The sequence below is a fragment of the Paenibacillus sp. 22594 genome, from assembly GCF_052044425.1.
In the GTDB taxonomy this organism is placed as follows: domain Bacteria; phylum Bacillota; class Bacilli; order Paenibacillales; family Paenibacillaceae; genus Paenibacillus_AQ.
This window is the reverse complement of record NZ_JBQENA010000008.1, coordinates 174,723-195,147: the sequence shown is the minus strand read 5'-3', so window position 1 is coordinate 195,147 and position 20,425 is coordinate 174,723. Positions and strand designations below refer to the sequence as shown.

General features: G+C 46.0%; 20 protein-coding genes. 5 read left to right on the top strand and 15 right to left on the bottom strand.

The features are described from left to right. Positions 1-16 precede the first annotated feature (16 nt). From ACTJKB_RS23760 to ACTJKB_RS23745, 4 genes are all read right to left on the bottom strand, one after another. On the bottom strand, positions 17-778 hold the full coding sequence (locus ACTJKB_RS23760; protein ID WP_440836825.1) for an ABC transporter permease: 762 nt from the start codon (positions 776-778) through the stop codon (positions 17-19). Beyond that, positions 771-1,694 (bottom strand): ABC transporter ATP-binding protein, encoded by a 924-nt coding sequence (locus ACTJKB_RS23755; RefSeq protein WP_440836824.1) that lies wholly within the window; start codon positions 1,692-1,694, stop codon positions 771-773. Before ACTJKB_RS23755 ends, ACTJKB_RS23760 begins: the two co-directional genes overlap by 8 nt. Positions 1,695-1,777: 83 nt before the next feature. Then, positions 1,778-2,470, bottom strand: coding sequence for a response regulator transcription factor (locus ACTJKB_RS23750; protein WP_440836823.1), 693 nt, complete (start codon positions 2,468-2,470; stop codon positions 1,778-1,780). Positions 2,471-2,677: 207 nt separating this feature from the next. Then, complete coding sequence (locus tag ACTJKB_RS23745; protein ID WP_440836822.1) at positions 2,678-3,568, bottom strand: DegV family protein; 891 nt, start codon at positions 3,566-3,568, stop codon at positions 2,678-2,680. A 381-nt stretch (positions 3,569-3,949) separates the two neighbouring features. On the opposite strand from ACTJKB_RS23745, the gene ACTJKB_RS23740 reads away from it, so the two are divergent. After that, the gene (locus ACTJKB_RS23740) at positions 3,950-4,993 is read left to right on the top strand and encodes a helix-turn-helix domain-containing protein (protein WP_440836821.1); all 1,044 of its coding nucleotides are present in this window, start codon (positions 3,950-3,952) and stop codon (positions 4,991-4,993) included. A gap of 186 nt (positions 4,994-5,179) precedes the next feature. On the opposite strand, the gene ACTJKB_RS23735 is transcribed toward ACTJKB_RS23740, so the two are convergent. Then, complete coding sequence (locus ACTJKB_RS23735) at positions 5,180-6,187, bottom strand: M23 family metallopeptidase (protein ID WP_440836820.1); 1,008 nt, start codon at positions 6,185-6,187, stop codon at positions 5,180-5,182. Between the two features lie 200 nt (positions 6,188-6,387). Here ACTJKB_RS23735 and ACTJKB_RS23730 point away from each other — a divergent pair, with 200 nt between their 5' ends. Both ACTJKB_RS23730 and ACTJKB_RS23725 read left to right on the top strand, forming a co-directional pair. Then, positions 6,388-7,095 carry a response regulator transcription factor gene (locus ACTJKB_RS23730; RefSeq protein WP_440836819.1) on the top strand — a complete coding sequence of 236 codons (708 nt, stop codon included), beginning with the start codon at positions 6,388-6,390 and terminating at the stop codon, positions 7,093-7,095. 4 nt (positions 7,096-7,099) lie between these two features. After that, positions 7,100-8,887: a sensor histidine kinase gene (locus tag ACTJKB_RS23725; RefSeq protein WP_440836818.1), complete on the top strand. Its 1,788-nt coding sequence runs from the start codon at positions 7,100-7,102 to the stop codon at positions 8,885-8,887. A gap of 223 nt (positions 8,888-9,110) precedes the next feature. On the opposite strand, the gene ACTJKB_RS23720 is transcribed toward ACTJKB_RS23725, so the two are convergent. The 9 genes from ACTJKB_RS23720 to ACTJKB_RS23680 form a co-directional block, all read right to left on the bottom strand. Continuing rightward, entirely contained in the window at positions 9,111-9,308 is a 198-nt protein-coding gene (locus tag ACTJKB_RS23720) for a hypothetical protein (protein WP_440836817.1), read from the bottom strand. Between the two features lie 104 nt (positions 9,309-9,412). Then, positions 9,413-9,955, bottom strand: coding sequence for an isochorismatase family protein (locus tag ACTJKB_RS23715; RefSeq protein ID WP_440836816.1), 543 nt, complete (start codon positions 9,953-9,955; stop codon positions 9,413-9,415). Then, entirely contained in the window at positions 9,952-10,563 is a 612-nt protein-coding gene (locus ACTJKB_RS23710) for a helix-turn-helix domain-containing protein (RefSeq protein WP_440836815.1), read from the bottom strand. Before ACTJKB_RS23710 ends, ACTJKB_RS23715 begins: the two co-directional genes overlap by 4 nt. A 205-nt stretch (positions 10,564-10,768) precedes the next feature. Further along, positions 10,769-11,752, bottom strand: coding sequence for a hypothetical protein (locus ACTJKB_RS23705; RefSeq protein ID WP_440836814.1), 984 nt, complete (start codon positions 11,750-11,752; stop codon positions 10,769-10,771). Between the two features lie 329 nt (positions 11,753-12,081). Beyond that, the gene (locus tag ACTJKB_RS23700) at positions 12,082-13,044 is read right to left on the bottom strand and encodes a glycoside hydrolase family 43 protein (protein WP_440836813.1); all 963 of its coding nucleotides are present in this window, start codon (positions 13,042-13,044) and stop codon (positions 12,082-12,084) included. Positions 13,045-13,069: 25 nt separating this feature from the next. Further along, entirely contained in the window at positions 13,070-14,548 is a 1,479-nt protein-coding gene (locus tag ACTJKB_RS23695; protein WP_440836812.1) for an alpha-N-arabinofuranosidase, read from the bottom strand. 32 nt (positions 14,549-14,580) lie between these two features. After that, positions 14,581-15,492 (bottom strand): carbohydrate ABC transporter permease, encoded by a 912-nt coding sequence (locus ACTJKB_RS23690; protein ID WP_074111794.1) that lies wholly within the window; start codon positions 15,490-15,492, stop codon positions 14,581-14,583. 54 nt (positions 15,493-15,546) lie between these two features. Then, entirely contained in the window at positions 15,547-16,425 is an 879-nt protein-coding gene (locus ACTJKB_RS23685) for a carbohydrate ABC transporter permease (RefSeq protein ID WP_074085960.1), read from the bottom strand. An 80-nt stretch (positions 16,426-16,505) separates the two neighbouring features. Then, complete coding sequence (locus ACTJKB_RS23680) at positions 16,506-17,750, bottom strand: extracellular solute-binding protein (protein ID WP_440836811.1); 1,245 nt, start codon at positions 17,748-17,750, stop codon at positions 16,506-16,508. Between the two features lie 468 nt (positions 17,751-18,218). On the opposite strand from ACTJKB_RS23680, the gene ACTJKB_RS23675 reads away from it, so the two are divergent. Further along, positions 18,219-19,175 (top strand): ArsR/SmtB family transcription factor, encoded by a 957-nt coding sequence (locus tag ACTJKB_RS23675; protein ID WP_440836810.1) that lies wholly within the window; start codon positions 18,219-18,221, stop codon positions 19,173-19,175. A 140-nt stretch (positions 19,176-19,315) separates the two neighbouring features. Beyond that, positions 19,316-19,474, top strand: coding sequence for an asparagine synthase (locus ACTJKB_RS23670; protein ID WP_440836809.1), 159 nt, complete (start codon positions 19,316-19,318; stop codon positions 19,472-19,474). A 147-nt stretch (positions 19,475-19,621) separates the two neighbouring features. Here ACTJKB_RS23670 and ACTJKB_RS23665 read toward each other — a convergent pair whose 3' ends face one another. After that, the gene (locus ACTJKB_RS23665) at positions 19,622-20,392 is read right to left on the bottom strand and encodes a class I SAM-dependent DNA methyltransferase (protein WP_440836808.1); all 771 of its coding nucleotides are present in this window, start codon (positions 20,390-20,392) and stop codon (positions 19,622-19,624) included. Between the last annotated feature and the right edge of the window lie 33 nt (positions 20,393-20,425).

The window sequence follows — 20,425 nt, the reverse complement described above, 5'->3', positions numbered from 1 at the left end:
CCCGCCCCTCTTACTTTTATTTTATTTCCTTTCTACGGAACACGAGTATACCGAGCAGCCCGGCTGCGACAATCGTCAGCAATGGTACAAGCAGGAGCGTTGGCAGATCGCCGCTGTCGATGCTGGGCTTGCCGATATCATTCATCAGCTTGAAGATAGAATAATCATACACTGTAGTAAAGAAAGGGATGTACTCACCCAAGCCCCCCAAAATCGTATCAATCATTAGGAAGAAAATCATCGAGAAGCCGATCGTCTTGCCGCTTTCGGTGAACACGGCAGTGAACAGCGCCCCGATCGCCGCGTAGCCTGCAGTGTACAGCAGTGTTAGTCCGAGGGCCCGTGGTATGAAGAACGCGTCAACCCCCTCCGGCAAATGGCCAAAACCTGAAAGCAGTGAAACTTCGGTCGTGCTTACGATCGGGAATACCAGAGAGACAGCCATGGCTCCGACCGAGAATCCGATCAGCTTGGCGGTGAACAGCCGTCCTCTATCGTTGCCCGACGATGCGATCGTCTTCATGACACCCGTCGCATATTCACTCGCGATGAAGAATCCGGCCAACGCTGCTACGCCGAATTTGATCACATAGCCATTGCTTGTCATAAATTTAATCAGAAATTCGGCTCCTGTAAATTGCGGATCTCCACTCGACTTATTGTCAAAATAGTAGAGCAGTGGATACACCAGTGAAAGAGCGGCGGTTATGAGCAGCAGCACCCGGAATGATCTGTCCTTACGCAGCTTGAACAGTTCTGACCTGATCAGATTATACATGCCCGGCACCTCCGATCCGCTTCATGAAATAGCTCTCCAGGTCTTCGCCCATCGGCATAAACTGCTCGATTTCCAGGCCTGCGGAGAAAAGCGTCGATGATACTTTGCCTGGCTGCTCCGTGTGGCCATACAGCTTGATGGCCCCATCCGGCATCACCTCGAAATCGGCTGTGCCGAGCTCATTCTGAATAACGGTTGCTGCCTTGTCCGGATTATCCGCTTTGATATACACGTACTGCTGGCATTTATCGTTCAATTCCTGTGCAGTGAGCTGTTCCAGCAGCTTGCCGTGATGAATAATGCCGTAATGGCTTGCCAGCAAATGCAGCTCACTCAGAATGTGGCTGGAGATCAGAATCGTTATCCCTCGTTCGTGGTTGAGCTGTTTGAGCAGCTCGCGTATCTCGATGACGCTCATCGGATCGAGTCCGTTGGTCGGCTCGTCCAGAATTAGAAATTCGGGGTCGCCCAGCAAGGCGATCGCCAGACCCAGACGCTGCTTCATACCAAGTGAGAAATTCCTCACTTTTTTCCTGCCTGTTCCCTGCAAACCGACCAATTCCAGCATCCTGGCGACACAGTATTTGCCGGGGATGCCCCGGAGGAGACGGTTCACCTCCAGATTCTCGGCGGCAGTCATGTGGGGGAACAACGAGGGGCTCTCGATAATCAGCCCCATCCGCTTGCGGGCCTGGGTCAACGCCCGCTCATCGCTGGCTCCGAACAGCTCGATACTTCCGTCGGACGGAAAAGCAAGTCCGGTAACGATGCGCATCAGCGTCGATTTTCCGGCTCCGTTCTGCCCAATAAAGCCATATATGGAGCCTTTGCGGATAGACAAATTCACTTTATCCAGCGCTACGCTGCCTTTGAACTTCTTAGACAATTGATTCGTTTGCAATACATATTCGCTCATTGTCGTCTTGGCCTCCCTTATGTGATAGACCAAGTATAGAAACGAAAACTTAAGAGGGGCTAAAGCCAATTCTTAAGAATGTCTTAAGGCTTCAGCCGATAGCCCATGCCCCATACCGTCTCAATAAATTCGCTGCCAGGCGCAGCCTTCGCCAGCTTGCTCCGCAAATTGCTCATATGGACATTGACCGTATTATCGTCTCCGTGGTATGGCTCATCCCATACGCTTTCGTATAGATTGGCTTTCGTGAATACCTTTTTCGGTGCCGATAAAAACAATGCGACAATCTCGTACTCCCGGGCGGTCAGCACAACCTCCGCCCCCTCTGCCGTGACCGTTTTGGAATCGTGGTCGAGCACCAATCCCTTATGCTGCAATACGCTCGGCACAGCAGGAGGAGCGATCTGCGCATACCGGCGCAGATGGGAATCGATGCGCGCCGATACTTCCTCGATATCAAAAGGCTTCGTAATGAAGTCATCCGCCCCTCCGCGCAGAGCTGACACCTTGGTCCGCTGTTCACCCTTGGCCGAAATGATGATAACTGGCACACCGCCCCGCACGCGGATCCATTTAAGCAGCTCCTCGCCCGTCATTCCCGGCAGCATCAGATCGAGCAGTACCATGCTCCATTGCCGTTGCTCCAGATAGAGCAGTGCCTCTGTTCCGGAGAAGGCAGGCTGTGGCACGTAACCGCTTTTTCTTATAATGCTGCACAGCAGCCGGCTGATGTCACTGTCGTCCTCGGCCACGAGAATATTGATCGAATTATTCATCTAATCTCCTTGTACTATCTGTAATCAGCTTTCAATCCTATGTTCATCAGCATTTATGATAGACTATTTTTTCCTCTGATTCCAGAACAGCATTTTTTATGACCTGGCGAAGAGATTAATTTGGACTCCCGTGGCTCGTAAAAAACCAGCAGACCCACTCCGGGACCTGCTGGTTTGTTGTATGCAAGCAATTTGGCCGAGCAGGACTCAATCCCGAAGCACAGGCTCCAGCACTTTATCCTGAACAGTGATACTGTTAAGGGCTGTATTATTAATCCATGAAAGCGCGAGCGTTCCCTCGCCCATATGAACACCTACTACCGGAACAAAAGTCATGATTTCTGTACGTACTGAAGGCGACATTTCCTTGATGGCCGACTCCAGGCTCAGTGCCTCTTCCATATTGTTGGCATGCATAATGCAAATATCCCGGATCCGCCGGATATCCTTGTGGAGTGTCTCCAGCAACCTTTGCTTCGTCTTCTTGAAGGTGCGGATTTTGTCCACAACAACAACTTTGCCTTCTTCGAACTTCAGCAGCAGATGAATCCGCATCAGCTGGCCCAGTACAAGCTGGGAGCCAGAGAGTCGCCCGCTGCGGTGCAGCTGGCTGAGACTGGCAGGGATCAGATAGAAAGACATCTCTTCAATGATATTTTCGATTCTGCTCTTGATCTCCAGCGCTGAGCAACCTGCCTGCTGCCAGTGAACGCCGCGCAGAATCATCTCACGGATCGGGTAAGCGCCTACCTTGGAATCAATGCCAATTACGGTAACTCCAGCGATATCCGCTGCCTGTATAGAGGTATGGAAAGTACCACTAAGCTCGGAGGAACAATGGATCGCAATAATTTCGTCATACTCTTCCTTCAGACGCTCGTATAACTCTACGAACTCACCGATCGGCGGCTGGGAGCTGCCAACCTTGTCATTCTGGCGCATTTTATCATAGAACTGATCGGCGGTGATTTCGATATTTTCTTTATAACATTCATTATTGACAATTAGTCGGAGAGGAACAATATATACATGGTTTTTTATGGCGAATTCAGAATCAATTGTGCTGGTGCTGTCGGTTACCCAAGCGATGGATTTCATGTCACTACTCTCTTTCGTGAGGGATTGGTTGCGATCAGGAATCAGCAGCTTCAACTATCTGCATATTCGTAAATTATACAGGAAACCAAGCGCTCTTATAGCGATTACGAGATAATTACCGGCACTTTTTTCAACATAATTCGACATAAATTCACATTCCACATGATAAATATAACTATTAGAGAACAGACTGGATATGGTATGTGAAGACGCTAAAAAATCTACTTATGATACGGTTCACCAATACAAGCTTTAATCTATAAAACTACCCATGTAACGGATAAGCTCGTTCGTTTAACTAAGCGGTCATTGAGGGTATTTTCAACAAAATGTTAACATGTGATTGACTAGCCGAATCATTAAAAACTGGAGGTTATCCAAATGAATATTGAGATAGGAAAAAAAATCAAAGCACTGCGATTACAAAAAGGAATGACTCAAGAAGCACTTGCGGCAAAACTGAATATGTCATCCCAAGCAATATCCAAGTGGGAAAACAACGTAACCATGCCTGATATACAGTTGCTTCCCAGGTTATCTGTGATTTTAGGTGTCACCATTGATGAGTTATTTGCATTAACCGATGATGCCCATTTAGAACGGATTGAAAATATGATTAGTACTGAGCATTTTATATCAACAGATGATTTCACCTATGCTGAACAATTTCTTACAGAAAAATTGAATAATGACCATAAAAAAACTCAATCCCTCACATTGCTGGCCGAACTGCACATTCACCGTTCAGAGGAGCATCGTGAATTAGCTTCACATTACGCCAAGGATGTACTGAAATTTGCTCCAAATAGCAAACGGAATCATAATGCTTTGCGGGATGCAGAGAATGGAGTCATTTTTGACTGGAACTTCTCCAACCACCATAAACTCATCGAGTATTATAAAAATTTTGTGCCAAATCATCCAGATTACTGGCAAGCTTATGTATGGCTTATGAACTACTTACTTGCAGATGGCAGATGCGCTGAAGCTAAAGAAATTCTAGAAAGATTGAACAAAATCCATCCAGGTTATTTATACCTATTATATGGAGGTCTGATATGTAAAGAAGAAGGTGCTCTTGCTCAGGCATTAACTCTTTGGGAGCAGATGACGGATCTGTACCCTGATGAATGGCTTGCATGGTCCTCCAGGGGAGACTGCATGGCGAAACTGTGCAAATACGACGAAGCAATCGAATATTACACCAAAGGATACGAACTACAACCAAATCCCAAATATTTAGATTCATTGATAGCCATTTCTCATATACATGAAATTCAAGGGAAATATGATAAAGCTATTGAAAAGCTCGAAGAAATCATTAAGCAATTAGAAATAAATTGGGGAATCGCAGAGGGTAAGACAGTTGATTTTTATAAAGGAGAAATAGAGAATTTAAAGATCATGCTAAATAAACAAATATAAGATTCATACGAGGCACACTAGCCTTATATAAAGTTCGTGTTCGTCAGACCGGAGATTTGCCGCCGGCTTCCTTCAGATTCCACCTCGCGGTGGACACCCTTGCCTTAAGCTAATGACTACTACTGCCTCATGCTTGGCGCACAAAAAGACGGCATCTCTGCCGTCCTTTAAGTATGGCATTTGAAATTATTGAATCATATATGAACCTTGCTCATAATCATCGGCGTCCTTCCAGTGAACGCGCAGTGACTTCGTAGTGTACAGTTCCGCGCTATTGGCAACCTCGAAATGAAGATGTGGTTCGCTGGAATTACCCGAGTTGCCGCATTTACCCAGCATATCTCCGGCTTTCACTACGTCGCCGGTTTTGACGCTGACCGATCCTTTTTGCAGATGAGCGTAGTAGCTGAACTCGCCATTGCCATGATCGATAATGACATAGTTCCCGGCAATCTGTTCCGTATTCTCCGTACCAACAGGCTTATTGTCTTGGACGTCATTGACGATTTTCACAACTTTGCCCGCTGCGGCAGCCAGAATAGGTTTTCCGAAAGCAAAGTAGCTTTCATTTTTGGCGGCGTCGCCTTTATAGCTGAACCCATTGTTCACCACGATGAGATCATACGCATACCGCTGCTGCTCAGCCCCGTAATGATAATTAATTAGCTCGTTCGTGCCCCCCCAATAGACAAACCATTTCCCTTGAAAAGGAAGTTCAAAAGTCGTTTGAGTACGCTTCGCATCCGTCTCAGGATACTGCTGCATCGTATTAAATATCAGAGCCTCTATCTTGTTCTTTCTGTCAAACAGAGCTTGTATCGTTTTTTTTCCTTTGGGGTCCTTCCAAGCATAGTAGCTGGTATTGTTTATGAGAAAATGACTAACCAGTTTATAGGATGTGACGTTCTTGTGGTTGAGGCTGACTTGTTTCTTGAAATCCTTTAACGAGAATTGCTTCTTGAATTCGGCTCCGAGTTGTCCATAAATACGTTCATATTTCTCTTGCTGCAGCAGTTTTAAAAGTTCGTCCGGCCGGAAAGAAGCAGTGGCTACTGCTCCTTTCGAAACAGAATTTGCTGATACAACCTCAGGCTTGGCGGACTCAGCCGACGCCGAGGCTGCGAGTGAGCCCACAGTCAGTATGCCAGCGAGGCTAATCAGCATCAGGTTTCTTTTGCTAATGATATTGTTCATCCATTTTCTCTCCTTTATATGGGTTTCACGGATAAGTGTATGCGATGAAGTTTAACACCTGCGAAACGAAACCTTATGATTGTATTAATCAGGAGCTTGGAGAATTAAGGTTCCGTTAAGATTTATATTGTGCTGCTGAAACAAAATGAATGATATATTTAAATGGATACCAAGTTATGTGATAGGGAGATAAGGAAGCGATGAATCAATCAAAGATTCTAATTGTGGATGATGAATCGTCCATTCTAAAACTATTGAAAACGGTATTAAATAAAGAGGGATTTCCACTCGTCGATACGGCCACAACAGGCGAACAGGCCTTACTAGCCTGCCAAACCACCAAGTATGACCTCATCCTGCTTGATGTTATGCTGCCGAAGCAAAACGGCTTCGAGATCTGTCCATGGATTCGGCAAACGACAGATGCCCCTATCCTGTTCTTAACAGCTCGGGTAGGCGATTTTGATAAATTGACCGGGTTTGCCGTTGGGGGCGATGATTATATTACGAAGCCGTTCAATCCGCTAGAAGTGATTGCGCGTGTCCGGGCACAGCTGCGCCGGTATCTCAAAACTGCCGATGTTCCCAATATGAACCGGATATACACTTACAGAACATTTCAAGTTGACGAATATGCTGGAGAGCTTCGCGTGAATGATGTCACGGTCGATTGTCCGGCTCAGGTCTTTCAGCTCCTCTTGTTTTTTTGCCAAAACCCCAACCGGGTATTCAGTAAAAAACAACTGTACGAGCAAGTTTGGGGCGAGCAGAGTCTTAGTGACGACAATACAGTCATGGTTCATATCCATCGTATTCGCGAGCGCATTGAACCCAATCCCAGTGAGCCAGTATATTTGATTACGGCACGTGGCTTAGGTTACAAACTTGTTCGTGAATCTGAGAATTAATGCGATGAACATCAAGAAAAGGTTTATCCTTCAATATATTAGGCAATTGCTGTTTATCGGTGTCCTTCTATTTGTTCTGTTTTTTAGTACATTTACTTTAAGCATTGTAAAGCTGGAGCGGCTTGATCAACAACTGGACTTGATTCAAACCAGTTTGCCTGTGCTCACAGACTCAATTACCCATCATGACGGTAAAATACAATTTGATCCGAAACTTCTTGCCGAGGTACGCGAGCAGGGGGGCTGGCTACAGGTTCTAGATAAGGCTGGAGAGACTATTGCCGCTTACAATACTCCAGCTGATGTACCAGAACGTTACACTCCTGGTGAGCTGATGAGCTATTGGAAAGCGGAGAAGGATTTCCCTTACGGACTATATGCATGGATTCAAGAGCTGGATGGACAAACCTATACCCTCTTATACGGAGTGAAGAATGATATTGCCATGCTCAAAAAAAACTTGCTGCAGCAAGTGACATGGAGAGCGGGCAAGATTGAAGTGAACGGGAGCTTCAAGCAGCAGCTTAATGATATTCATGGCTCGATCGAGCTGCTCGATGGGAATGGGAAGGTACTAGGAGGTTACGGACAAAGGGGCGAAGCGCCAGATCATTATAGCCTTCAGGATTTGATGCTGCGTAACCAATATCCGGAACGTTATGGCATGCAATCATTTACGGTTTATGATTCTGCGACAGGCAGCACCTGGGTCATTCATGCTCCTCTGTCTACCACGGTGGCTTCATGGGTCAATGGCGATACGTATAAGGAAGATATTACTGTATTCTTCTGGAGATCTGCTGCTTTGCTTGTGATGATTCTTATTCTCTTCCTGCTTCTTGCTCTTTGGTATGGTCACCGGTTTGGGACACCCATTCTGCATATGATTGATTGGCTTCACTCTTTGGCCAAGGGTGAATTACGTGAACCGACCAGTCCTAACTCCAATGGGATGCCTCTTAGCCGTAAGCAATCTGGACATTTAAAAGAAAGATTCCGCGTACATGCCGAATTGATAGAATCCTTAGCTCACTTAACAGAGACATTACAGAAAAACGAGCATATTCGTAAGCAGCTGGAGATCACAAGAGAAGACTGGATTGCAGGTGTGTCGCATGATTTGAAGACACCGCTGTCTTCCATAATGGGGTACGCACATTTAATGGAATCGAGAACGTATGAATGGTCACAAGCAGAAATTCGTGAATTTGCAGCCATTATGCGCGAGAAATCCACTTATATGGATGAAATGATCAACGATTTAACCTTAACCTACCGGTTGAAAAACGAAGCCTTTACGTTTGAATTCGTCCCGACAGACATGAATGAATTCATCGATCAAACCATACAAAAGTGGAAACAGCATCCTCAATTCGCCAATGTTCCGATTCATTATAAGGCTTCGGAAGCACCGATTACCTATCCGATAGATGCCAGATACTTCAGACGCGCTCTGGAGAATTTGCTTGCAAATGCTGCCCTCCACAATCCTGAAGGTACGTGGATCAACGTTTCTATAGTTAAGAATAACGTTTCGCAATTTGTAATCCAGATACAAGATAACGGGGTAGGCATAGATATAAAAACGAAGGAACTGCTATTCGAGCGCTACTATCGCGGCATCAATACGGATGAATTAATCCAAGGTACTGGACTGGGTATGGCAATTTCCAAGCAGCTTGTGATCCAACACCGGGGACAGATCGAAATAGAGAGCCAATTGGGGACCGGTACGACAATTTCATTAGTGTTTAGCACGCAAGATAATACAATCCATCCTAAATTACTCTAGTTATCCTAATGAACCCGCTAGTTACCTAGCTTCATGTACCTATGACCAAAAATTGTAGAGGATGTTATCCGGAAGCTGAACAAGGATCGACTGTCAACGTAGTTCCACTGCAAAAGGAACGGAGACAATCGAAAAGGAGCTTGCCGCCATTGACGAGCAGCGCAAGAAATACTTCAAGTTGTACGAAAGAAACGGTATGGACGAGGGTCTGTAAATCGAGCGGTTAAGCGAGTTCAAGGAACAAAACGAGCGCCTCCTTGAGCGTAAAACCGACGTAGAGCAGCGGCTCATGGAGTGCACCTCCGACCCAATTCCGGTGAAGCTGGTGCAGCAATTGCTTGATCAATTTCACTCCCTGCTGCACCCTTCTCCCCCGGAGACCCAAAAGCCCCTCTTCCAGAACGTCATCAGGCAAATTCACTTTGGTGTCTCGAAGCCCCGTTTACGCACCATTTCGACCAGAATGTGACCTACCTCGCTCCCATAATCAGCATGCTGTAAACGCGCTGTCTGTAACGACAAGTTTTAAGGCCCACTCTCTAAATACTGAATCTGATTCGATAGAACGAGCGAAGCGAACTCTTTCAGTGTGTTATTATGATGAAGCACAATCTGTTTGGCAGTCAATTCATCGGAATCGTAGGTACTATGACAATCACTTGCCAGTTCTATTTTATAGCCGTGCAAATATGCACTTTTCACAGTCGCATCCACGCAATACTCAGTTTGAATACCGCATATCACCAAGCCTTCGATCGCATAAATTCTTAGCAACGTGTTAAGATTGGTTTCATGAAAGGAGTCTGCATGATACTTGATAACAAGAGAATCATGTAGACCAGGAGCAATGGGGTCGATAATTTGCCATAACGGTTGGCCGACCGATCGTAGCCCTGTCGCCTCCGTGTACATAATATGGAATATCGGGGACCCAGTTTCTCTAGCTTTTTCAATCAGAAGCCTTGTATTTGCAATCAGTCTTTCTTCCTGATAGAGAGGCTTCCCCCCGTAACTTTTCCATACAAAAGGCATTGCTTGCATATCAATGACCAGTAATGCTTTTTTCACTTTTGACGCCCCCCCCTTTGTCCAATCTTGTCGTGCTTAAATAATCCATGTTGAGTGCAATTTACATAGAGTGATCCACCGTACATCTTAGGGAAACGCAGTTCCGCATTTTGTTCCGGGTACATTTTGATTAACATAAACTTGTCGTATGAAACGTACGCTACAAAAGAAATGTAGTGCTCTCTACTCATCTCATGTTCCAGCATAACGAAAAAATCGTCCTCTATATCGTTAACAGTTATTGCATGATCTTCACTTCCCTTCATTATTTGGAGCGTTTCTAAAATTCTGCCGCAACAGGAAATATTGATTGCCCCTGTACTTGTTATGACATTGCCGCAGTTCTTGCATGAATAAAATTTGACTTGCTTCATACTCCCACTGTCCCGTTTATTCGATTGCAGTTCCCCAGATAAAATCTTTTCAATGTTGACACCCAATATTCTGGATAAGTCGCTTAAAAGCGAAACATCCGGACATCCTAATCCACGTTCCCATTTAGAAATCGTTTTATCACTAATATTCAAGAGAAGGGCCAGATCGTTTTGGGTCATATTCTTTTCTTTACGAAGGCTTTGAATCAAGCCCCCCACCTTTGTACTATCCATTCTATTCACCTCACTACTAGCGTATTGTTTTCGCGTGAATTTCACAATAAACGTTCCGTAGAGTACAGATGCATGTTCCAGAAAACACAAAGATGCTTTCCAATGCAATTCTGCTTGGAAAGCATTCAGTACAAGATATTTTAATAAGAAAAAATATGAACTTGCCCCTACTTATGATACGGTTCACCGCAATTGTGGAGCATCCTTATCTTTTTTGCAAAAAGATCCACCATTGCCGGTCAAAACCGGGAATAAAAATCTCTTCGCAGCCCTGAATCCCGTTCAACCAGCGTCTGGTCAGGGGGATGATATTCTCAAACAAATCTACCGGGTAGCCCCAGTCAAGGTCCAATTGGAACATATAATGATTCATAGCGATAATGCCATCTGTCCGCAGAGATTTCAATAAAGTGTGGATCAAGGTGATAAAAGGCTGCATGGCATGAACTTCGAGTGTACCTGAGGCAACCTCCTGCTGAAGAAGTTTGATCATGGCCGGCAAAGTTTCCATCCAATCCGTATGGATGGTGTCGATTCCAGCCTGTCCGCACAAAATCGCCTGGATGATATCATTGACCGCATGCTGAAAAACGATAAGATCCACTGACCCGGAAGGCAGATGTTTTTCGAGATAAGCTGCATCTTCCTCTATGACTTTCATGTGCAGGGGAAGGCCCAGCGTTTTCTGCAGCAAACTGGTGGTGAGGCTTTTATTCATATTGGCCGTTATGTATGTACTGTTTGGATGGGTTCGTGCCATGACCTGGGGAACCATATCTGCATCGCCGGAAGCCACCTCCAATAATGTCAGGTCATCTCCCAACTGCAGCGCTTCAAAAACCTCTGCCCAACGCGCTCTGAAGTAGACTTCATTTACAACGGTAAAGTGGGCAATCGGACTTTCCAGCAACAGTTTAAGCTGGTGTTCAACCTCGTTTTGTGGGAGGGAGCGATATTGCTTCAGTTCTTGCTCGCTCAAAAAACGTTGTGCTCGCTCATTTATTAATGGGTAGCATTTGTCTACGTCGTCTAATGGAATCATAATAAGCTTCCCTTCCTGGCTATAACTATATTTGCTACTATTATAATTATTAATAGATTTTCCAACAATCTGTATTATTAAAGATATATAGGTTAAAATAAAAGTTTTTCCGAATATTACAACCACGTGTCTGAATTTTAAAATCAATAGTCTTGATTATCTTGAATTTAAGCATTTATAAAAATATGTTAGTTTGGCATAGAACATATTTTGAAATTTCCTGAGAATCCCAAGTCATGTTAGGCATGATGTAAATACGTCTTCTGCCAGCCAGATTCCCTCTATAAACCTTGCCCCTACTTAGGATACGGTTCACCGGAATGTACTTTCAAATAAACTGTCAGTTAGCTTAATGCCCTTATTTTCTTTTAACAGCAAAAAGTGCCCCTCAACCCTAATTAGGGCTGTCAGGACACTTTTGTTACTTGCCTAATGGCTATTTATATACCAATGTTATGATACCTACATCTGCTTCCTTACTTCCCGCCATCCTTCACCGGCACTCCGAAATTCGGCGTGCCGTCTTCATTCCACTCCAGCACCTGGGCGCGGGTATGACGGTTCGGATCATAGAGCGGGTCTCCGGTGATCTTCTTGTAATTGCGCGCATGGTAGATCAGCACATCTTCCCCATTTTCGTTAACCGTAAAGCTGTTGTGACCCGGACCATACTGTCCGTTCTCTTCACTGGTTTGGAATACAGGCTCAGGGTGTTTGTTCCAGGAAGCGGCATCCAGCAGATCACTATCCTCGTCAGCTGTCAGCAATCCCATACAATAATTATGGTCCGTGGCGCTGGCTGAGAAGCTCATGAAAATTTTGCCGCCCCGTTTCAGCACCGCTGCGCCTTCATTGACACTGAATCCGATAATTTCCCAGTGATGCTCCGGTTTGGCTATCATGGTCTGCGGGCCTTTCAGTGTCCACGGATTCTCCATCTCTGAAATGTACAGGTTGGAATTCCCCGGAATGTCCGGATCCTTCTGTGCCCATACATAGTAGAGCACTCCCTTGTGCTGGAAGGTTGTTGCGTCCAGAGCGAACGACTCCCAGGCTGTCTTCACCTGGCCCTTCTCCACCCAGTGTCCCTCCAGCGGATTCGCGGATTCGTTCTCCAGCGCGTACATACGGTGATCGAACAGCCCTTCCTTGGTCTCCGTTGTCCGGGCAGCCGCGAAGTAAATGTACCACTTGCCTTGAATATAATGGATTTCGGGAGCCCAGATGTTGGCACTGAGCGGCCCGGTCTCATATTTGCGCCAGGCAACAGCAGGTACGGCATCTCGGAGCCCTTCAATGGTTTTGGCCCGCCGTACTTCAATCCGGTCGTATTCCGGCACCGAAGCCGTGAAGTAATAATAACCATCCGTATGCTTATAGACCCAGGGATCCGCACGCTGCTCCACAAGCGGATTGCTGTATTCTCTATTCCTGCTCATAATGTTTCTCCTTTATATAGTTCTTTTACTCCAGGGTAAGGACAACAACCGAGGCCGGAGGCAGCTGGCAGTCCAGCACTCTGTCCTTCAGCGCAGCCCCCGTGAAAGGAGCTGTACCCACAGTTTCCGGTGCTTCGAAGGTATTGTGGGCATTCAGGTCAGAATGGGTCAGAATCTGACCCGATACGCTTCCTGCCGAAGTGCCGATCATCTCAATGCTTAGGCTGGCACTGTCCGCATGGCTGATGTTGCAGAGAGAAATGTAAATCTTGCCGGCAGCATCCCGGGAAGCAGACACGCTTACCTGAGGCAGAGACTCTCCGCCCATGCTGTACACCGGACTCTCAAAAGCCACCTCAAGCAGTTCGTTATCCTGATGCACCTTATACATCTCAAAGACGTGATAAGTAGGCGTAAGCAGCATTTTATCGCCTTCGGTTAAGATAAGCGCCTGCAATACGTTGACCATTTGTGCAATATTCGCCATTTGCACCCGTTTGCTGTGATTCTGGAAAATATTCAGGTGAATCCCGGCCACAAGTCCGTCACGCAGTGTATTCTGCTGATACAAGAACCCCGGATTCGTTCCCGGTTCACTGAGGAACCAGGTTCCCCATTCATCTATAATCAATCCTACCCGCTGCTCCGGATCATATTTGTCCATGATCGCTGAATGCCGGGTAATCAGCTCGTCCATATGGAGGGATTTCTTCATCGTTTCGAACCATTCGCCTTGATCGAAGCCGAGTGCATAACGCTTCTCTTCCCAGCTTCCCGGAATCGTGTAAGAATGCAGGCTCAGACCATCCATAAACCGTCCGGCTTCGCGCATCAGCACTTCCGTCCAGTTATAGTCGTCCACGTTAGCGCCTCCGGCGATTTTGTAGAGCTTGTTGTCACCATAATTACGTGCATATGTCTGGTATTGGCGATACAGGTCGGCATAATATTCCGGACGCATATTGCCTCCGCAGCCCCAGTTCTCATTCCCGACGCCAAAATATTTCAGTGCCCATGGTTGTTCCCGCCCATTCTCGGCCCGCAGTCCTGCCATGGGAGATTCGCCGTCAAAGGTCATATACTCCACCCATTCGGACATCTCCTGAACAGTGCCGCTACCGACATTGCCGCAAATATACGGTTCACATTCCAGCAGCTCGCAGAGCCGGAAGAATTCATGCGTGCCAAAATGGTTGTTCTCGACTACGCCGCCCCAGTGGGTGTTGATCATCCGCTTGCGCGTTTCGGGAAGGCCGATGCCGTCCTTCCAGTGATATTCATCGGCGAAGCAGCCGCCCGGCCAGCGAAGCACGGGAATATCCAGCTTGCGCAGCGCAGCTATGACATCATTGCGGATACCATCCGTATTGGGAATGGGAGAATCTTCACCCACCCAAATCCCTTCATAGATACATCTGCCGAGATGTTCGGCAAAATGCCCATAGATATTTTTATTGATTGTACTTTTGGGCAGATCTGATAGAATTCTCATCTTCACAGTCATTGTTTCTCTCTCCTTACCCGGTCTCTATTTAATTAACCCTTGATACCTGAATTCAGATTGATCGATTGGACAAAGTATTTTTGTGCGAACATGAACAACAGCAAGGTTGGAATAATCGCCAAGACCGCTGAACCCATCAGCTGCCCGATCATCCGGTAATTCCCATAAATGTCCTGAAGCAATAACAGCCCTGCAGTAACCGGCATTTTATCCACATCCGTAAACACGATTACAGGCCACAAAAAGTCATTCCATGATCCGGTGAAGGAGAACAAGGCACATACGATCAATACGGGTTTGACAAGAGGCATAATAATCGAGAAATAGATCCGGAAATGGCCTGCCCCGTCCACGTGAGCGGATTCATCAAGGTCTTTCGGAATTCCGTTCATAAACTGTCTGACCAGAAAGATATTACCCATGCCTGCCAGTCCCGGGATAATCATCGCCCACGAGGTGTTGACCCAGCCTAACGCGTCAATAATTTTGTAGGAAGGGATCAGATTGACCACACCAGGGAAAAACGAGATACCTAGCAAGGTGAAAAAGAGTGTATCTCTGCCTTTAAATTTCATCCGCGAGTAGCCATAACCGGTAATGGAAATAACTACAACCACAAAAAGAGTATGCATCGTTGCAATGAATAACGAGTTCATCAGCCAACGCAGTATAGGAGCGGTTGAGGTATTCTCCAGAATTGCGGTATAGTTTTCAAGAATCCATTTTTTAGGGAACAATCTGAATCCGGAAGAAACTACCTCAGACTGTGACCGGAAGGAAGTCGTGATACCAAAAATAACCGGAATGATCCAAATAATACAAAGCACGATCAAAAACAAGTAAGATACATATTTCGAGATGCTGATCCCCGAGGCTTTTCCTTTCACTGCCTGTTCTTTGACGCGGGGACGTTTATCGTATTGCTGCGTCATCTGATTGGACATACGGGTACACCTGCCTTTTTAAATTCCACTTTGGGTTCCTTGCCATATCGTAAATTAAGCCGCATTCCGGTTCATTACATAATATTGCAGAGCCGAGATGGCCAGGATAACCAATCCAAGCAATACAGCCATAGCTGAAGCCATACCCGCAATGGACTCCCCATTGCCGAATGCCAGTTGGCGGATGTACATCATGAGTACATGTGTACTTTGGCGCGGTCCTCCGTCAGTCATCATCAAAGGCTGCCCGAATACGTTGAAAGCCCCGGCAGTTGTCATAACAAAGGTGTAAATCAGCGGGAAACGGATAGAAGGTAGCGTAATACTCGTAAATCGTCTTATCGTTCCGGCTCCGTCCATCTCTGCCGATTCATACAAATCCTGCGACACACCGCTGATAGAGGCACGGTATATAATCATGTTGCCGCCGACCCCACCCCAGATCGTGATGATAATAACGAGGATCCAGGCATAAGGCTGGTGCGCCGGCCAGGAAACATTCGAACCAAAGACATTGCCGGCCATCCCCAGTTGCTTGTTGAAGAGCAGCAGCCAGATCAGCGCCCCTGCAGATATGGAGATTAAGCCTGGAACGTAAATAATCGATTGGATCAGGCTTTTCCCTTTGACTTTTTTGTGTTCAAGCGCCACCGCAACGAGCAGCGGAATAATGATTAATAGCGGAACACTCAGCAGGACAAATATAAACGTGTTCTTAAGGCCGTTGTTAAATTGCGTATGGAAGGTTGATTTGCTGTCAAAAAGAATAGTTCTATAGTTATCCAACCCCACCCAGACCGGCTCGTTCATCAAATTCCATTTGGTGAACGAAGCATAAATCCCGTAGAATGTCGGCAGCAAAATAAAAACAACAAATAGGATAACATGTGGACCGACAAAGAAGGCAGGCGCGAGATTCAGTTTCTTTTTCATAGGCATTCATTTCTCCTTTGACATGAAGCAATGTTCCAGATTACGGCCCATTGCTTCATGCTATCATTTCCGCTATTCTGTTATTTTGCTGCTCCGCTGGTTCCTTCGGCGATTTTGTCTTCAACAAATTTCTGCATGGTCTGTAGGGTTTCATCGATGTCTACATTACCGCGTACAATGTCCCCGCAGTACGTATCTACAGCTTCAGCAATGTACGGATAATATTCATAGGTGTAGATATACAGGGATTGAATTTCTTTTTCACTGGAAGTGAAGAATGATTGAATATAATTTTTGAATTCAGGACTTTCATTGACTTGCTTACTGGCTACGATCTGTCCTGCTTTAGCCCACTCGATTGAATTTTCGCGGATGAACTCCAGGAATTTACCGATGCCTGCTACTTTTTCCTCGGATCTGTCTTTATTCTTCATCATACTGAACAAGTGGGAGGACGATCTGTTGGTGAACTTATCTGGTGTTGGCGAATATACATTCGTTACTCCAAAATTCAAGCCTTCTACCTTTGCATGTGCAGTAGAACTCCAGGTACCGTCTGTGGAGAACAATACGTTGCCTGATTGGAACATCAGGTATCCGTCTTCACCAAAAGGTGTCATCAGTCCCGCATCGTTGATTTTTTTCACATCTTCGAAGGCCTGCTTCATTACCGGTGTGTTGACGGCTGGTTTGCCGTTCTCCTGAATATCTCCACCCAGGTTCTGAATTTGTGCCAGAATAACCCAGCCCAACAGTGCATCGTTAACAACGTAGTCGCCTTCAGCCAGCTTTCCTTTCAGGGAGAGCATTTCATCAATGGTTACCACATTATCATCAAGGAACGACTCCGCACCATATTTCTTAAGCAAATCCTTGTTGTAGTACATCACGTTACTGTGGATATCAAGAGGAACTGTATATTGAGTACCGTCAATTGTGCCTGTCGACCATGCTTGCGGCAGATAATTCTCCTGTTTGATCTCAGGCTGTGCAGCGGTTACGGCTGTCATAGGCTCAAGTACACCCTGCTTGACATAGCCGGGAACACGGTCCGCATGAATAATGGTTAAGTCCGGAACACCTTTGCCGGAGTTAAGTACAGTGGACAGCTTGGTGTACATATCGGAGGTGATTACATGTTTCACTTTAATCTCAGGATTGGTGGCATTGTAATCCTTTACAAGTTGATCCATATAGGCACCGTCGTCACCAGTTAGCGGCGTCCAGAACGTAATTGTCTTTGAATTATCTTTTCCGCACCCCGCCAATACTGTTGATAACATTAGAACAAGCATTAATACTGAAAGCCCCCATTTTTTCTTCACACTTTCTCCTCCTAATGAAATAATTTTAGTGAATCATCTACAAAAATGTTTTTGCAAACAATTAACTCTTCCCTCTTCGCAGGTTGTGCCCTTTGGATGTGGCTGGCAACCGCTTCTTCTTTCACATCTTCATTAAATAATTAAAAAACATTTGAATGTATTCGCTTACAGTTATAAAATAACATACAAGAGGTACCTTGTAAACAAATTTATCTAAACCTATTCACATGTATTCAAAATAAAATGAAAAATATAGCTTTTTAGTGAAATAAATTCGCATTCAACACCTGTTTTCATGAATTTATCTTTAATTAAATATGAATACAAGGTGCAAATTAGTTTGATACAAACTTAATTTTTAAATAAATATACAAATAACTGGAGAATACTTCCCTTTTCAGCTCAATTAGTTTATAATTTTATAAAACAGTTTTGATAATGACGTCTGCGGAAGAAGGTACAGTAATCATGATTTATATTAAAGATCTAATGAGCGGGATTGATATCTTCAAGGCTCTCAGCTCCGAGATCCGGATTCAGATTCTGGAGCTGCTTGCTACGAATCAAGCCCTTAACCTCAATGAAATCGCCAAGAAGCTGAATCTCAGCAATGGTGCCATCACGATGCATATCAAGAAGCTTGAGGATAGTGGGCTGATTGAGATCAATACTTCTGTCGGCAAGCATGGTATCCAAAAGGTGTGCTATTTGAATAAAGACAAACTAATGGTAGATTTGCGAAGCAAGGAGACCGACAATTTGTACGAGGTCGAAATCCAGGTTGGGCATTACAGCAATTATCAGGCGGTCCCTACCTGCGGGCTTGCCACGAAAGACAGTATCATTGGAGACTTTGACGAACCGCGCTATTTCGCCGATCCCCAGCGGATTGAATCCGAGATTATCTGGATGGCAGAAGGATTTCTTGAATACCGGATTCCGAATTATCTGAAAGCGAACCAGACCTTCCGCGAAATACAGTTCTCCATGGAGATTGGTTCGGAGGCACCTGGGTTCAATGATAATTATCCCTCGGATTTATACTTTTATGTAAATGGTATTGAAATCGGCTATTGGACGAGTCCCGGCGATTTCGGCGATGCCCGCGGTACCTTCAATCCAGACTGGTGGCCTCCTCACCTTAACCAGTACGGAATGCTGAAGCTTATCCGCATCAACAATGAAGGAAGCTTTATCGACGGTTGCCGTATCTCGGATATTACACTGGATGATATCAAGCTGGATTACAAAAGCGAGCTGACCTTCCGTATTGCCGTCACCGACAAACCGGTCAACAAACGCGGATTGACGATTTACGGCAAGCACTTCGGCAACTATAGCCAGGATCTGATGGCCCGTGTGCTCTACAATGTACATGAGGTGGAAGATGCAACTACCAGGCTCACCCCAACATTTGCAGAGTAATCCGTTAACTTCCGGGACCTAGGCTGCCTGGCTGTAAGGAATTGGAGAAGGAGATGGCAAGCATCTCCACAGTATAAACCCCCCTCCCTCACCCCATACTAACCAGGTCTTTCAATCCAGCTAAAGAGGGAGTGTTTCGAATGCGTGAAGGTATGATTCCCACCGTTCTCGGAACTGTAGTCACCGCTTCAAGCGCAGCTTTTCTTGGCAGCAGGTATAGGATGGCCGCTACAGGTATTCTTGGATTTGGCCTAGCCCACATCGTGCTGGGAGCCATTGATCTGTTCGAGCACCGCTAAAAAGATTGAAAGATGCCGGCCCTGTATTGTATACAGAGCCGGTTTTTATTTTCAAAAAATCCATCCAATCCATCGGTACAAGCCAGCTGCAGGGACTACAAAAAGGCCCTTCCCTGATACAGGTAAGGACCTCATAAGACTTAGTGTTTATTTCACAGCTACATAAAAGAGCCGTCCGGCACTGTCGTCGGCCTCCACCCATTCAAAATCGGCATAGACCTTCACTTCACTGAAGCCGGCCTTCCGCAGCTCCTCGGTCATCCACTCGGGATCATAAGCCCGCTGAATGTGAGTCTCTTCAAAACGGCGGTAAAGGCCGCTTCCTCCCTCTTCACGGGCGAAGATAGACAGATGATGCTCAATTTCACGGCGCGGCACATCCAGTTCACAAGTCCAGATATAAGATACCGTAGGCTCATCCAGCACAAACGGCTGCTCCTCTTCGTAGCGGATAAGTGTATTGGGATGATGCACATCGAACAGGAAGCTTCCTCCCGGCTTAAGGCCGGCAAAGGTCTGTTCAAATACGGACCGGACATCCTGTTCCTCCAGCACATAGTTCAGACAATCGCAAAAGGAAATAACCGAATCGACAAGCTCCGGCAGCTCCCACTCCTTCATATTCTGCCGTACCCAGCGGATACTGCCCTCACGCAGGAAGCGGCGTCCCTGAGGATGGCGCTCCATCTTCATCTGGGCTACAGACAGCATATCCGAAGACAGATCAATTCCTGTCATGTGGTAACCTGCAGCGGCAAGCGGGATCGTAATGCTTCCGGTTCCGCATCCCAGCTCTGCCACCGTCAACGGCTTGCCGTATTTGCTCCAGGCCGTCTCCGCAAAGGCCAGCCAATCCGGATAGGGCATATCCGCCATCAGCTCATCGTACACATAAGCAAATTTCCCATAGGAAGACACTGGCTTACACCGACTTTCTGTGAATGAAACTGT